Here is a 14,022-nt window from a genome sequence, read left to right on the forward strand (position 1 = left end):
GCCGACAGCCGACCCCTCAGCAACCGAGCCCGAGGTGCGGCGTCATTGCGTCGCGCGACGCCGTAGCCGCGAGGTCGCCAGGGCGACGACGATGGCCGCGGCTTGGATCAGGACGACCGCGGTGACGAGCGCAGGCCGTGACTCTTCGTAGAGCCATCCGGTCAAGGCGCCGCCCGCGGCCGTGGCGACACCGAGCCCTGCGGCGAACACGCCGTAGGCGGTGGCGCGGCGCGCCGGTGCGACGAGATCGGCGACCACGGCGCGCAGGGTGGATTCCTGGATACCGACTGCGGCACCCCAGAGCAGAGCGCCGCAGACGACCAACCACGTCTGATCGCCGAACGCCACGGCCGGAATTGCTGCCGAGATGACCGGCAGAGCCGCAAGCGTTTTCGGGCCCACTCGGTCATAGGCCCAGCCGGACGCCAGCGCCGCCACCGCGTCGGCGCCCATCGCGGCTGCGTAGATCAGCGGGACGGCGGCGGCGGACAGGATGCCGCGGGTGACCATGTGAAACGACAGCACCCCGAAGGTCGAGAAGCCGACCATCGTGGTCGCGGTGAACGCGCAGTAGGCCCAGAACGCGCCAGGCAATGGACTGTGTACTGCTGGGGCGTCGCCCGCCTCGAGGGTCGATGCAGGCGACGTCCGCGCGCGAGGCGTCTCGTAGCGTTCGGGCTGGGGCACCTTTAGCGCCAACCACGCCAGCAGGGCCAGAGCACCGACGCCAGGTATGGCGAGGACGCCGAGAGCGGGACCGTAGTCGTCCCCCGTCGCGGCCAGCACGGCGGCGACGGTCAACGGACCCACCACGGCGCCGACCTGATCGAGTGCCTCGTGAACCGCGAACCCCCGTCCGCGCCCCGTCACCGCCGTCGCGTGGGACAGCAGGGTGTCCTTCGCGGGACTGCGCACCGCCTTGCCGACCCGCTCGGCGATCACCAATGTGCCTGCCACCCATAGTGTTCCAGCGATTCCCAGGACGGGCACCGTCACGATGGTCAACGCATAGCCAGCGATGGTCCACGTCCAGAACCGCCGGGTACGGTCGGTCAGAGGACCTGACAGCAATCGCAGGCCGAGCGCGGCGGCCTCGCCGATACCGGTGATGACACCGACCACGAGCGCGGTCGCCCCGAAGGAGGCCAGCAGAGGACCGGTGATCGAGCGGGCGCCTTCGTAGACGAAGTCGGCCAGGAGGCTGATGGTGCCGAACGTCGTCACGAACCGCCAGGCACCCAGTCGCGGGGTCGCAGACTGGGCTCGCACGTTTACGACATTCTCAATCCCGTTGTCGCCCTTGGTCATCGACGATCACATCTGATGGAGCGCGGTGAATACCCGCTCGGTGTAGTCGGCCAGTAGCTCGTTGCAGTGTTTGAGCTGCTGCCGAGCCGCGGCAGCATTGGCGGCGACGAAGACGTCGCGGGCGGTGAGCTCACGGTGCCAGCGACGCAACCGGTCCAGACTCTGCTCTTCCTCCTCCAATTCGGCGAGGGTGAACTTGCCGATGCGGATCTCCTTGGCGATCTCGGCGTCGAATTTCCGGCATTCGGAAAGGAATTCGGCCCATTCCTCCTGCCGCTCGGCCGTGAAGAGGGCCTCGAGCCGAGCCGCGTCGGGCTCGCCACGACCCATGGCGTTCAGCACGACGACCTCGCCGTCCCCGCGGTCGGCCAACTCGATGGTTCTGGCAATGCCCTCGGCGAAGACCGGTGCATCGGGGATGATCCAGGCGCCCTGCCCCAACGACACCGCTCCGGCCCGCCGGAGCTCGCGCCAGACGGCGACGCGGTGTCGCGATGGTTCTGCCGGCACGCGCACCACCAGGACCAACCAGCGGGTGGGCTCGTTTTCGGTCACGTCAAGAATTGTAGCGGCTGTTACAGTGCCATCAGTATCGTCGTTCTCGCATCCAGCAAGGAGCAGATGTGACCACCATCAATGGTCTTCCCGCCCACGCACTGTTGGTGCACTTCATCGTCGTCCTGGCCCCGCTGACCGCCATCTTGGCCATCCTGAGCGCGCTATGGCCCGCGGCCCGGCAGCGCCTGGTCTGGCTCGTCTTCACACTTGCCGTCGTGACGGCGATCCTGACGCCGATCACGACGCAGGCCGGAGAGTGGCTGGAGCACCGCTCGGGCCGATCACCGCTGCTGCATGCTCACACCGAACTGGGCGACACGATGATCTACTTCTCGCTCGGGCTCGTGGTCGCTGCGGTGTTGCTCGCCGTCGTGCACGTCCGTGAGAGCCGTGGGCACTCGCTGAATACCATTGCGCTGTGGGCGATTGCGGGGGTGGTGATCGGGGTGAGCATCGCCACCACCGTGCAGGTCTACCGCATCGGCGATTCCGGAGCGCAGTCGGTGTGGGCGCAGGACACCGGCGGGAGCTGAGCCAACGACGTCGTCGGCCCGTCGCCGACTGCGCTCGACGTGAGCCCCTCAGGCTGAGCTAGGACGGTGATACGTGGCCGGTGTCCAACGCCTCGTCGAGATCGACCCGATGCGCTCCGGGCGTGTCCGGGAGTTCGTGCCGCCCGCCACCCGACGTGCGGGTACGCCACAGCACGGCCGCGACCGTCACGGTCACGCCGGCCAGGATCAGGGTGGGCCAGGTCAGCATCTCGATGAGCCACAGGCGTCGCTGCACCTTGACGACCTTCGAACCGGCGTTGCCCAAGCGCTCCAGCGTCTGCATGGGTCGCGGGTTCCCGTTGCGGGCTCGGAGAAACCACCGCGGTGACGTCGGTGACGATTTCGGGACTGAGCGACGCTTGGCACGCACGACCAGCGCATCGTGCTGTTTCAATGGACCACGTGTCCCTCACCACCCCCGAGCCCAGCGAGCGGCCCGTCGACGGCACGGCGATCCGACCCGCCGTCGACGGGGTGGCCGATGGTCTTGCCGACCTCGACGAGGTCACCTGGAGCAGCCTGGAGCAGCTCGGTCGGGTGCTGCAGGTCCAGGAAGCGGGACTGCACGCCACACTGGTCGCGGTCCTGACCGCGGCCGTCGAGCTGATCGACGGGGCACAGGCCGCGGGGCTGAATCTCTACGAGAAGGGCAGATTCGCGCCGCAGGTGGTCCTCGGCACGGCGCCGCCCCTGCTTGACGAGCTGCAACAGCGCACCGGGGTCGGGCCGTGCATCGAGGCCTCCCGCGAGCAGTGCACCATCGCGATCACCGACACCCGCCGCGACGAGCGGTGGCCTGCCTTCACCGCGCAGGCCGTGCAGCTGGGCGTGCTGTCGATGCTGTGCGTTCCGCTGTGGGTCGACGAACGCCGGCTCGGCTCGCTGAGCCTCTACGCCTCCACCGCCGAGGCGTTCAGCGCGACGGCGACGCGGTTGGCGGGCCTGTACGCCACCCACGCTGCGCTGGCGCTGGCCGACGCCCAACGCACCGATCAGCTGCACCGGGTCGTGGCGAATCGCGACGTCATCGGGCAGGCCAAGGGCATCTTGATGGCGACCCGCGGGCTGCGCGCCGACGACGCGTTCGCGGTGTTGGTCAGGACGTCCCAACAGCTCAACCGCAAGGTCGTCGAGGTGGCCGAGGTGTTGGCGGCCACCGGTGCACTACCCACCGGGTGACCGGTCGATCGTCGCTGCATCTGATGGGGTCGTGACCAGCTGAACGCCCGGCGGCAGGTCGCTCACCTCGACCCCGCCGTCGGCGTCGACCGCGATGCTCAGCCTTCTCCCGCCCAGCGGCAGGTTCTCCAGTCGCACGGGCAGCAACCGGTCCGGGACGATCGGACGGATCTGCACACGGCCGTGCGGAAGGTCGGGGTGGAAGCGCAGCAGGCTGCGCAGCACCAGGCGCGACGACGCCGCCGCCCACGCTTGGGGCGAACACGACGTCGGATAGGGCACGGGCCGATCGAACTCGGTCCGCGAGAACCCGCAGAACAGCTCGGGCGGCCTGCCGTCGAAGTGATGACACGCGTCGAGCAGGCCCATGGCAATGCGTTGCGCCTCGTCGGTGAAGTCGTAGTAGGCCAGTCCGGCGACGGCGATGGCGGTGTCGTGAGGCCACACCGAGCCGTTGTGATAGCTCATCGGGTTGTAGGCCGTCATGTCGGTGGCCAGCGTGCGCACCCCGAAGCCCGAGTTCAACAGCGGCCCGACGAGATGGGCGGCCACCGCGGCGGCCTTGTCGTCGTCGACGATACCGGTCCACAGGCAGTGGCCCATGTTCGACGTGATGGCGTCGACCTGACGTTTGGCGCCGTCGAGTGCCACCGCGAACGCCTGCTGCTCGGGCATCCAAAACGCTTGATTGAACGCGGTTTTGAGCGTCTGCGCGCGGTGGCGCCACTGCTCGGCGCCGGGCGCGTCGCCGTCGCGGTCGGCGAGGTACGCCCGCGCCAGGAACGCGCCGTAGACGTAGCCCTGTACCTCGCATAGCGCGATCGGAGGGGCTGCCAGCTGCCCGGCGGCGAAGTTGATTCCGTCGAAGGAGTCCTTCCAGCCCTGATTGGCCAGACCGCGATCGGTGTGCCGGCGGTACTCCACGAAGCCGTCGCCGTCGGCGTCGCCGTACTCGAGGATCCAGGTCATGGCGCGGTCGGCGGCCGCCAGCAGCGCCGGTCGGTCGTCGTCGAGCAGGGCTCCCCACCGGTCGAGCTCGGCGAGCAGCATCACGAACAACGGTGTGGCATCGGCAGTTCCGTAGTAGGTCGTGCCACCCCCGAGGGCCATCGCCGCCTCCATGCCGAGGCGAACCTCGTGGAGGATGCGACCCGGTTCCTCGTCCGTCCGCGGGTCGACGCGGGTGCCCTGCAGTCGGGCGAGGGTGCGCAGCGTGTTGACCGCCAGGCGGGGATCGAGGCCCAGCGCCATCCATGCGGTCAGGAGGGAATCCCGGCCGAAGAGCGCCATGAACCACGGCGCACCGGCGGCCACGATCGGGCGGCCTGGCTGTTTCGGGTCCTCGATCTGCAGTGAGCCGAGGTCGCGGGTGCCGACCTCCAGAGCGCGGTTGAACGCCGAATCACCGGTGACGATCAAGGGATTCGACAATCGCCACGCCTGGAGTCGCCGCGCCGGGTCGCTGGTGTCGACCGGTTCACCGCAGCGGTGCCTGAGCCGGATGCGGTCGTCTCCGACCGACACCTGCACGGCGAGGCAGGTCGACCACTGCGACCGCTGGGGAACCACGATCCGGAAGGTGAACCCACCGGGCGTGACGACCGGATCCCCGGAGGCGGCCGTGATCTGGACACCGCGGGTGTAGTCGGGCCCGGCGAGCGTGAAGCCCAGCGATGCCATGCCGACGTCGACGGCCCGGCCGTGCGGTGGCTGGATCCTGCCCTCCTTGACGGCGAACAGATCTGCGAAGTCGGTGTCGACGGCCAGGGTCAGCGTGATCCCGACCGGCTCGGGGCCGAGGTTGCGCACCGTGACGTCCTCCCGCATGCCATCGCCAATCAGCCTGTCGCGCAACACCAGTAACGTGCTGTCGGCCAGCCACCGACGGGGCGGAGTCCGGCCGACGAACGTCGCACGGTACGGCTCGGTGGGCTCGTCGATCGTGGACAGGACCTGCACGGGCGCCCCGTCGATGGCCAGCTGCCAGCACGACAGCATCCGAGTGTCGGCGACGAAGAGCCCCTGTGGCCGGTCGCGATGGACGTCACCGGATGCGGCCGAGATGCAAAACGTCGAACCCTCCAGCAGCGTGATGGCTCCGTCGTCGCCGGCGACGGGAGGACCCGCCCCGGAGGCCCACGCGTCGGCCGCCGGGTCCTCGGTGCCCACGACGCTCACCGCGCCAACATCTCTCGATAGAGGTCGAGGTGGTCGTCGATCATGCGGGACGTCGAGAAGCGTTCGACGACGGCGGCCCGGCAGGCATCCCGGCTCAAGGAGTCGACGTCGTGGATCGCGTTCACGAGTTCGTCGAAATCGTCACAGAGGAAACCGGTCTCGCCGCTGTCGACGATCTCGGGTGCGGCGCCGTTGGGGCAGGCGATGACGGGCGTGCCGCACGCCATCGCCTCGATCATCACCAACCCGAACGGCTCCGCCCACTGAATGGGGTTCAGCAGCGCCTTCGCCGCGCCGAGGAGCGCGAGCTTCGCCTCACCGGCGACTTCCCCGATGAAGTCCACGTCGTCCCTGAGCAGCGGCTGCACCTGCTCGGCGAAGTAGGCGCGCTCGACGGGTTCGCGGTTCTTGGCCGCGATGACCAACGGCGTGCCCGCAGCCCGCGCTGCCAGGATGGCCTCGCGAATTCCCTTGTCCGGAGTCATCCGTCCGAGGAATACCAGATACCCTCCCCCACCGCTGCCGGGCGCGTAGTCGTCGGGATCGAGCCCATGATGAATCACGCGGTCGACGGCGATCTCCGGCGCGTGGGACGCCTGATCGTGTGAGACCGCCACGACGGGAACCCTTTTGCCGTAGCGGCCGTAGATCGCCCGCAGTTCCCCGCTGAAGGGGCCGTGACAGGTGGTGACGACCCGGTCGTGTCCGGACGCCAAGGCCCAGGCCGGCCCCAACAGCGTGTGGTCGTGGATCACGTCGCAGCCGGCCAACGCCTCGTATCCGCCCATCACGTGCGGCAATTCGACCTCGCCGAGACCGATGCGGTGCCAATCGGCCGCGGCGGTGCCGCGGACGGTGGGGACCCGTGCCGTGCTGTCACCGGTGGCATAGAGCACCACCTCGTGCCCGGCTGCGGTCAAGCCGTGCGCCAGTTGGCACACCACCGATTCGGTCCCGCCATATCCCGGCGGGGGGACCGCCGCCCACGGCGGCGCCAGCAGTCCGATCTTCAAGGGTTCCTTCGTCATGGGACCATCGTCGAAATTGGTGGTCACGACCGCACCGGCCCGACGGGACGGACGTCGGTGCTGCCGCTCGTTCCCGCAGAGCAATCCATACGGTCTGTGCCCCTTGCCCTTTGGTCACGTCCGGTGGTGGCACCGACGCGTGCGCCGACACCTGCGGGCCGATCATCACGTCTTGTCGGCCAGCACGTCGAGTCTGCTGACGTCCGGTGCCGAGGCGAAGAGTTCGTCGCCCTTCTCCGCCAGGGCCTTGCCGACCGGCCCGCCGAGATGGGTCTCGCGGGCCGCCTCGTCGGGGAACGCGTCGATGATGCCGAACGTCGAGGGACCGAATCGCACCGCCAACCACGGCTTCGTTCCGGGCTCCTGTTCGACGAGCGGCAACGCCGAGAGCAGGAACTCCTCGACCGCCTTCTCCTTGCCGGGCTTGGCCTCGAGCCGTACCAGCAGCGCCTTGGTCACCATGGTGGTCTTCCTCTCGTCGTGGTGGTCGACGGGGGCCAGACTCCACCGCGGAGGCCGCGTGTCCCCGTCCCCACTCACCCTGCTCACAGGTCGTGGTCACGGCCTCGTCCCCCAGGGCCCTAAAAGTGGCTCGGGAGTGGACCTGTCAGGACGGTGCTCGCCTGCGCCCGGTGCTAGGTCGTGCTGGGTGACTCCGCGATCGCGTCCGCCGGGTGAGGGCCGATGAAGTCGACCCCGGCGCGAATGGCGGGACGGTGGCGCAGGATTCGATAGTGGGCCAGTCGGCCGAGCCCCTGCGTGGTGAACAGCCGTGCGCCGCGCCAGGAGCGGGCCAGCCGCTCGCTGGCGGCATAGGGGCTGTCCGGGTCGTCGGGATCGTGGATGACGAGCATCGGCGGATAGTCGGCCCGCCGACCGATCCGCGTCATGTTCGTGTCCTCCAGGGTCATGCCGATTCGCTTCTCCAGACGACGGTGTAGGCCCCTGCGGATCCGGCGGCCGAAGCCATGGCGTGCGGCGAACAGGTCGAGATAGAGCGGGTAGTCCCCCATCGGCGCCAAGAACACCAAGCGCCCGACGGGTGCACCCTGCGCGGCGGCCAGGGCCGTCGCATTGGCGCCGAGCGAATGAGCCACCACCGCGTGCGCGGGTCCGTGGGTCTCGATCATGGCCGCGATGGCGTGGGCGCACTCGATCGCGGTGGTACGCCCCGGCGCCAGCGCACCCGGATCGGACTCGTTGTGGCTGGGCAGGTCGAACGCGATGACCCGATACCCCGCCTGCACCAGCGGGGTGACGAAGACGGCCAGGTGAGGACGCTGGCCGCCCCATCCGTGAATCAGATAGACCGGTGGTTCCTGGCCCTGGCCCCACTCCTCACCCGCGACCCGATGCCCATCCCAGTACGCCTCCACCGGTCGCCCCGGGGACACACCCGGCGGCATGCGCAGACTGGATTCGAGAACCGGTGGCGTGCACCACAACTCGACGGCCCACCGCGAGCCGACGACGGGCGCCAACCGTTCGAGCAGTCCAAAGACCCGACGCACGCGCACACTGACCGGAGGCAGGATTCCGGACCCGACCACGTCGAGGGGGGCAACCTCGCCGGCTGCGGCCGACACCTCGTCGGGTGCTCCTTCGGTCATGAATCGCGATCGTAGTACGACGTGGCCCGGCAACGACCGCGGAGACCTCGTTGGGGCCCCGCACCCCGCTGACGTTCCCCGGCACCGTCGGATCAGCGATGATCGGGCGATGGCGTACGGGGCGGTGTGGCGCAGCGTCGTGGGGGCGCTGCGGCCGGGGCCGAGTCCGCTGGCAACGGCGGCGGCGTTGCGCGCGGTGGGCGGGGCCGGTGTCATCGCGCTGGCCGGTGCCATCCTCGGGGACCTGCGCGTGGTCGGAGTGGCCTATCTGGGGGCGGCGTGTTCGGTCGCCTTCGTCACCGGCGGCACCTACGGCAACCGTCTGCGTGCGCTGGCCGCCCAGGGCACGGGAGCGATCGTGGGAATCGGCGTCGGCGCGACGCTGCCCCACTCCGCGGTCGCCCTGGTGGCGGCGGCCACCGTGGTGGGCGTGGTCTCCGGTCTCGTGGGCGCCCTCGGCGCCAACGCCCCCGGGATGGGGATGATGCTCAGCATCGGGCTGGCCTTCGGGCAGTTCGGCGCATCGACGCTGCCCTGGTGGCAGCAAGACCTGTGGTACTCGGCGGGCACGGCGGTCATCGCCGTGGCGACCCTGTCTCCCTGGCTCTTTCGGCGTGGGGTCCTGGAGCGGCAGGCGGTGGCCGACGTGTACTTCGCGGCCGCGGCCCTGTGCACGGCCACCGGCGGCCCGGCGGCCCGGGCGGCGCGGATGAACCTCGCCGCCGCGTCGGCTCGCGCACGTGCCGCCGGTGGCGACGCACGCGCCGAGATGGTCGCCTTCGCCGCCGCGAGTGTCTACGCGCGAGGCGTGCCCGTCCCGCCGCAGACCGTCGCGGCGGTCACGACGGCCGGCTCGAGAGTCCTTGCGGGCCAGCCCATGCCGATGACGATCGACGGCCCCCGGTCAGCGGACCCCGAGGTGCGGGCCCTCTGCGATGCCCTGACGGCTGCCGCACGTGGCCCGGAATCGCCCCGACGCCCGGCCGGTGCCGCGCTGCGGGCCGCGGTGACGCGGCAGGCGGTGGCCAACGGTGCGCGCATCGGCCTGTGCATGGGGTCCGCGACGGCCATCACCGTGGGTCTGCACGAGCCCGCCCATGCCTTCTGGTTACCACTGACCGTCGCGGTCATCGTGCGACCGGAATACGCGTCGGTGTTCGTCCGCACGATCAACCGGGTGTGCGGCACGGTGCTCGGCGCCGCCGTCGCGGCCGCCGTCCTCTGGGCCTACCCCACCGGGTTCGCCGTGGCGATCGCCGCGGCGGCGGCGCTGGGCTTCGCGGTGCTGACCGCCCCGAAACTGTACGCGCTCAGCATCATTGGCGTGACGGCGTCTGCGTTGCTCTCGGGCTCGATCGGACACGTCGACCTGGTGCTGCCCGTGCTGCGGCTCTGGGACACCGTGATCGGCGCTGCCGTGGCCATCGTCGTCGGATACCTGCTGTGGCCCGGTGCGCGTCGGCTCCCCCAGGCGGCCCGACTCGATGCCGGAATCGCCGCGGCCCGCCGATACCTGGGCGAAGCCGTGCAGCCGTCCGGTGACCGCTCTCGGTGGCAGCCCTCCCGCGACGAGGCCTACCAGCTGGCGCACCGGGCCCGCGCCGCGTGTGAGGCCGCGCTCCTGGAACCCCCACCCGTGGGTGCCGCTGCCGGTGCCATGCTCGCGGCGGCGACCGAACTCGAGGACGTCGTCGACGCCATCACCGCCGTCGCTGCCGCCACCGAGGCGGGCATCGACGCCGCCCCGCGAGCGGACGCGGTCGGTGAGCGGATCGCCGCACTGGAGGGTGCAGTGGCGGCCACCGGCCCACGTTCAGCCTGACGACGGGGGCTCGCGCGGCCGACCAGGGCACGCGATTTACAAAATATTTGCATTCCGTTTCTACAGTCTGCGACGGACCCCGGTGCGACGAGTCGCGACCCCGGTTGTCGCGGCACGTCTGCACGCCGCGCGCAGCCCGGCTCGAGACACGTTCCGGGTGGCCCGTTCGCGGGGTACGGGTCCACGGTTGGCGGTGGCCAACTCGTCGTGGTCCCCGCGGCACGGCGAACCGTGTCGCGGGGACCGCGCACGCCTCGCGCCCGTCATTCGACCAACGACGCGGCACGGGGGTGGCCGAAGAGGCCCGGGAGGCCCCCGCTGGCCAGGAAGACCACCTCGTCGGCCGCGCCGATGGTGCCGTCCTCGATCTCGGCGACCAGTCCCGCCAGTGCCCGTGCGGTGTACGTCGGATCCAGCACCAGACCTTCGGTACGCGCGGCGAGACGCAGCGCCTCGGCCGCCGTGGCAGTCAGGGCCTCATACCCCGATCCGACCTGATCTTCGCGGATGCGGAGGTCCTCGGCCACCGTGCTCTCGCCCATGTCGGCGAGCAGGGCGGCGACCTGCGCGCGGGCATCGGGGACGGCGCCGGTGTGCACTCCCAGCACGCGGTGGGCACCGAGCGCGGCGACCAGGCCGGCCATGGTGCCGCCCGAGCCGACCGCGCACACCACGTGGGCGCAGTCGGGACGCTGCCCGGCGATCTCGCGTCCAGCGAGCCGATAGCCTTGCGCGCCAACGGCATTGGACCCACCGAAGGGAATGATGACCGGATGCCGACCCTGCTCGCGTAGCTCGTCGGCGGTGCTGGCGGCGGCGGCCCCCAGCGCCTCGTGGCCGCCGGCCACGTCACCGGTCCAGACGATCGTGGCGCCGAGCAGACCGTCGAGCAGCAGGTTGCCCTGCACGCCCGAGGCCGGCGCACCCGGGAAGACCAACACGGCGCGCAGGCCGAGCCGAGCCGCGGCAGCCGCGGTCAGGCGGGCGTGATTGGACTGCGGCGCGCCGGTGGTGACGACGGTGTCGGCGCCCTCCGCCAGCGCGGCGGCCAGCGTCCACTCCAGCTTGCGAATCTTGTTGCCGCCGGCGGCGAGCCCGGTGAGATCGTCGCGCTTGAGCCACAGACCGTCGGCCCGCAGGCCGATCTCGGCTGCCAACCGGGGTGCGGCTTCCATCGGCGTCGGCCAGCTGGCCAGCGCCACCCGATCGGTGGGTGGAGTGCTCATCGACGATCTCCTCAGGGGAATGGGCGCCTCGCGTGGGCGGCCCCGATGGAGTCCCCCGTGACGCCGATGGTCTCCCATGCGTCGCGTTCCGCCAAGCGGGCGCCCACCGACCTGCTGGAGCCGGGGCGACGGTCCTCGGGATCGCGACCGTCGACGGATGCCGCGCCCGGCTCCCGGGGCCACCATTGGACAATGGCAAACATACCGTCAGTAGGTTGCGGAGGCCGATCCGATGACAGGCCGCCTCGGGACGTGCGACGGGTGCTCCTGGCCGGTCGGCTCCGGCGTGACAGCTACGGGCCTACATGCCACCGATGCCGGGCGTGTCTCCCGTGCGCGGTATTGGGCGATCGACGTCGCCGAGTCGCGGAGAAACAAAGTTAGATCTGCCACGGTGTATGGCGCACTTCGCTAACCAGAACGCGACCGACCTCACCTCGGCGTGGTTGCAAAAGCAATCATCGACCGCTCTCCAGCAAATTTCATATCGCCGAAGAAACGGTGGTCACCGGGTAGTTGCCAGTGCAACCACCAACGATCTCCAAGGTATTGTGCAGTTTGCTAGTGAGATCGTGTGGCTAACCTATCTCGCACTAGGGCGTTCGGCTCGCAGACGGTAGGCCATCCGACGACGGAAAGGCAGCACATGGTGACGCACGACGTTCACGGTCTTGGCGAATTCTCACCGAGGTGGCTCGCCGATCAACTCGACGACCGCGGTCTGGTGCGCTTGCAGGACGTGTTCTCTGCAGAGTGGCTCGACGCCATGCGCACGATGGTGGTGGACTACATCGCCGCCAACGGCGACCGCGACTTCTACCTCGACCGCGCCGATCAGGAGGTCGGCTCACCGGCGCACCGATTGACGTCCGACCCCGCGGTTCGCCGGCTTTTCGCAGAGACCGCCAATCTCCGTCGGCCCCATGTCGATTCGGCGGATGCACCGATGCGGTGTTCGATGCTGGTGCGCACCGGCACGGTTCGCAAGGCCCCCTCACACCTGTTTCACTACGACCCCTGCGTCCTGACCATGATCGTGCCGATCTTCATTCCGCAGGGCCCCTTGGGCACCTGCGGCGAGCTGGCCGCCTTCGGAAACACACGACCGTTCCGTCGCTTCCATGCGACGCACCTCGCCGACGTGCTGCTGACGCACAACCGTTGGTATCGGCGCCACACCACGAAGAGGGTGCACGACGCCCCCGAGAAGTACGTCGTCCCACTGCAACCCGGTGATGCATATCTGTTCTGGGGCTACCGCACCTATCACGGCAACCTCGGGTGCGCGCCAGGCGTGCTGCGCACGACCCTGGTCCTGAAGTTCGGGGCCGTGCATCCCGCGGATGGTTGGCTGTCGAAGGTGGCGTGGCGATTCAGCCGGAGTCGACGCGACATGCAGCGCTTCCAGGGCCGCTCCGCGCTGCCCCGAAGAGCAGCTGACGACGTCGCCAGCCCGAGCCGGGAGGTTCCCGTCGCCCGACGCTAGGGCACGATGACCCCCGGGCGTCCGGTCCCGCCGTCGAGCTCGTCGAAGCGCGTGTCGATACAGTATCGATGATCTCGGCCGGCGAAGGGAACGCACCATGGGGCGCGACGTCAAGGTCCTGGTACTCCTGGAGCCCGACCCCGAGCTGCCCCCGCCGCCGCTCGACCTCCTCCCCGCCGACGTCGACGTCGTTCAGGTGGGACCAACGCCCAGCGACGAGGAGTTGGCCGGTGCGACGGTGTTGTACGTCTGGGATCACCGGTTCGCCGATCTCGGCCCGATCCTGCGCCGCACGACTCAGTTGCAGTGGGTACACGCCGCCTCGATCGGCGTGAATCGGTTGATGTGCCCGGAGTTGTCGGCCGTGACCCTGACGAATTCGCGCGGAGTGTTCGACACGTCCATCAGCGAATGGGTCCTGGCCGCGGTGCTCGCTCACGTGAAGGACCTTCGGGAGACGTGGCGGCTGCAGACCGAGACCACCTGGACCTACCGCACCACGGGCCGGCTCGCCGGTACCCGGGCGGCGGTCGTGGGAACGGGCTCGATCGGGCGAGCCATCGCAGACCGCTTGTCCCGTCTGGACGTTCGGGTCACGTTGGTGGGCCGTCGCCCGGGTGAGGACCCCACGTTCGGGACGGTCCACGGTTCCGACGACCTCGTCTCGATCGCTGCCGCCGTCGATCTGCTCGTGCTGGCCGTCCCGCTCACGCCAGGGACCACGGCCCTGGTGGACGCCGAAGTGCTTGGCGCGCTTGGCCCTCGAGGCCTCGTCGTCAACGTGGGACGGGGGCCCACGATCGTCGAGTCCGACCTCGTCGACGCGCTGCGGAACGGGACGATCGCCGCGGCGGCACTGGACGTCTTCGACGTCGAACCGCTGCCCGCCGACTCCCCGCTGTGGGCCATGCCGAACGTCCTGGTGTCGCCTCACATGTCCGGTGACTACCGCGGTTTCGAGGTCGACATGATGGACGTGTTCACCGACAACCTCGAACGGTGGCGGCGCGGTAACTCACTGCGCAACGTCGTCGATCCCGCGGCGGGCTACGTGCCGCAGTGACGTTTGGCTC

General features: G+C 69.8%; 13 protein-coding genes. 5 read left to right on the forward strand and 8 right to left on the reverse strand.

Going from position 1 to position 14,022, the window contains the following annotated elements; genetic code table 11:
- Window positions 1-42: 42 nt before the first annotated feature.
- Both G6N60_RS15445 and G6N60_RS15450 read right to left on the reverse strand, forming a co-directional pair.
- On the reverse strand, window positions 43-1,308 hold the full coding sequence (locus G6N60_RS15445) for an MFS transporter (RefSeq protein ID WP_163738843.1): 1,266 nt from the start codon (window positions 1,306-1,308) through the stop codon (window positions 43-45).
- Window positions 1,309-1,314: 6 nt separating this feature from the next.
- On the reverse strand, window positions 1,315-1,863 hold the full coding sequence (locus G6N60_RS15450) for a Chromate resistance protein ChrB (RefSeq protein ID WP_163738846.1): 549 nt from the start codon (window positions 1,861-1,863) through the stop codon (window positions 1,315-1,317).
- Between the two features lie 68 nt (window positions 1,864-1,931).
- On the opposite strand from G6N60_RS15450, the gene G6N60_RS15455 reads away from it, so the two are divergent.
- The gene (locus G6N60_RS15455; protein ID WP_163738849.1) at window positions 1,932-2,399 is read left to right on the forward strand and encodes a DUF2231 domain-containing protein; all 468 of its coding nucleotides are present in this window, start codon (window positions 1,932-1,934) and stop codon (window positions 2,397-2,399) included.
- Between the two features lie 58 nt (window positions 2,400-2,457).
- Here the strand turns inward: G6N60_RS15455 and G6N60_RS15460 are convergent, their stop codons facing one another.
- Window positions 2,458-2,703 (reverse strand): hypothetical protein, encoded by a 246-nt coding sequence (locus G6N60_RS15460; protein ID WP_163738852.1) that lies wholly within the window; start codon window positions 2,701-2,703, stop codon window positions 2,458-2,460.
- 119 nt (window positions 2,704-2,822) lie between these two features.
- Here G6N60_RS15460 and G6N60_RS15465 point away from each other — a divergent pair, with 119 nt between their 5' ends.
- Window positions 2,823-3,599, forward strand: coding sequence for an ANTAR domain-containing protein (locus G6N60_RS15465; protein ID WP_163738856.1), 777 nt, complete (start codon window positions 2,823-2,825; stop codon window positions 3,597-3,599).
- Here G6N60_RS15465 and G6N60_RS15470 read toward each other — a convergent pair.
- The 4 genes from G6N60_RS15470 to G6N60_RS15485 all read right to left on the reverse strand — a co-directional run bounded on the left by G6N60_RS15470 (window position 3,585) and on the right by G6N60_RS15485 (window position 8,415).
- Window positions 3,585-5,777, reverse strand: coding sequence for an amylo-alpha-1,6-glucosidase (locus tag G6N60_RS15470; RefSeq protein WP_246240722.1), 2,193 nt, complete (start codon window positions 5,775-5,777; stop codon window positions 3,585-3,587). The two genes, G6N60_RS15465 and G6N60_RS15470, sit on opposite strands and share 15 nt — an antisense overlap.
- On the reverse strand, window positions 5,774-6,805 hold the full coding sequence (locus tag G6N60_RS15475) for a glycosyltransferase family 4 protein (protein WP_197746942.1): 1,032 nt from the start codon (window positions 6,803-6,805) through the stop codon (window positions 5,774-5,776). Before G6N60_RS15475 ends, G6N60_RS15470 begins: the two co-directional genes overlap by 4 nt.
- Window positions 6,806-6,970: 165 nt before the next feature.
- A complete protein-coding gene (locus tag G6N60_RS15480) occupies window positions 6,971-7,267 on the reverse strand; it encodes a putative quinol monooxygenase (RefSeq protein WP_163738859.1) in 297 nt (98 codons plus the stop codon).
- Between the two features lie 173 nt (window positions 7,268-7,440).
- Window positions 7,441-8,415: an alpha/beta fold hydrolase gene (locus tag G6N60_RS15485; protein WP_163738864.1), complete on the reverse strand. Its 975-nt coding sequence runs from the start codon at window positions 8,413-8,415 to the stop codon at window positions 7,441-7,443.
- 109 nt (window positions 8,416-8,524) lie between these two features.
- Here G6N60_RS15485 and G6N60_RS15490 point away from each other — a divergent pair, with 109 nt between their 5' ends.
- Window positions 8,525-10,237, forward strand: coding sequence for an FUSC family protein (locus G6N60_RS15490; protein ID WP_163738867.1), 1,713 nt, complete (start codon window positions 8,525-8,527; stop codon window positions 10,235-10,237).
- 263 nt (window positions 10,238-10,500) lie between these two features.
- Here G6N60_RS15490 and G6N60_RS15495 read toward each other — a convergent pair whose 3' ends face one another.
- Window positions 10,501-11,463 (reverse strand): pyridoxal-phosphate dependent enzyme, encoded by a 963-nt coding sequence (locus G6N60_RS15495; protein WP_163738870.1) that lies wholly within the window; start codon window positions 11,461-11,463, stop codon window positions 10,501-10,503.
- A gap of 646 nt (window positions 11,464-12,109) precedes the next feature.
- On the opposite strand from G6N60_RS15495, the gene G6N60_RS15500 reads away from it, so the two are divergent.
- Both G6N60_RS15500 and G6N60_RS15505 read left to right on the forward strand, forming a co-directional pair.
- A complete protein-coding gene (locus G6N60_RS15500) occupies window positions 12,110-12,949 on the forward strand; it encodes a hypothetical protein (protein ID WP_163738873.1) in 840 nt (279 codons plus the stop codon).
- A 97-nt stretch (window positions 12,950-13,046) separates the two neighbouring features.
- A complete protein-coding gene (locus G6N60_RS15505) occupies window positions 13,047-14,012 on the forward strand; it encodes a D-2-hydroxyacid dehydrogenase (protein WP_163738876.1) in 966 nt (321 codons plus the stop codon).
- The last annotated feature ends 10 nt before the right edge of the window (window positions 14,013-14,022 follow it).

Source organism: Mycolicibacterium madagascariense (genome assembly GCF_010729665.1).
Classification (GTDB): domain Bacteria; phylum Actinomycetota; class Actinomycetes; order Mycobacteriales; family Mycobacteriaceae; genus Mycobacterium; species Mycobacterium madagascariense.

What these genes read in the sequence shown, in the direction of transcription:
- G6N60_RS15445 (WP_163738843.1), bottom strand. Translation starts at nt 1,308, where the DNA reads ATGACCAAGGGCGACAACGGGATTGAGAATGTCGTAAACGTGCGAGCC.
- G6N60_RS15460 (WP_163738852.1), bottom strand. Translation starts at nt 2,703, where the DNA reads ATGCAGACGCTGGAGCGCTTGGGCAACGCCGGTTCGAAGGTCGTCAAG.
- G6N60_RS15475 (WP_197746942.1), bottom strand. Translation starts at nt 6,805, where the DNA reads ATGACGAAGGAACCCTTGAAGATCGGACTGCTGGCGCCGCCGTGGGCG.
- G6N60_RS15480 (WP_163738859.1), bottom strand. Translation starts at nt 7,267, where the DNA reads ATGGTGACCAAGGCGCTGCTGGTACGGCTCGAGGCCAAGCCCGGCAAG.
- G6N60_RS15485 (WP_163738864.1), bottom strand. Translation starts at nt 8,415, where the DNA reads ATGACCGAAGGAGCACCCGACGAGGTGTCGGCCGCAGCCGGCGAGGTT.
- G6N60_RS15490 (WP_163738867.1), top strand. Translation starts at nt 8,525, where the DNA reads ATGGCGTACGGGGCGGTGTGGCGCAGCGTCGTGGGGGCGCTGCGGCCG.
- G6N60_RS15495 (WP_163738870.1), bottom strand. Translation starts at nt 11,463, where the DNA reads ATGAGCACTCCACCCACCGATCGGGTGGCGCTGGCCAGCTGGCCGACG.
- G6N60_RS15500 (WP_163738873.1), top strand. Translation starts at nt 12,110, where the DNA reads ATGGTGACGCACGACGTTCACGGTCTTGGCGAATTCTCACCGAGGTGG.
- G6N60_RS15505 (WP_163738876.1), top strand. Translation starts at nt 13,047, where the DNA reads ATGGGGCGCGACGTCAAGGTCCTGGTACTCCTGGAGCCCGACCCCGAG.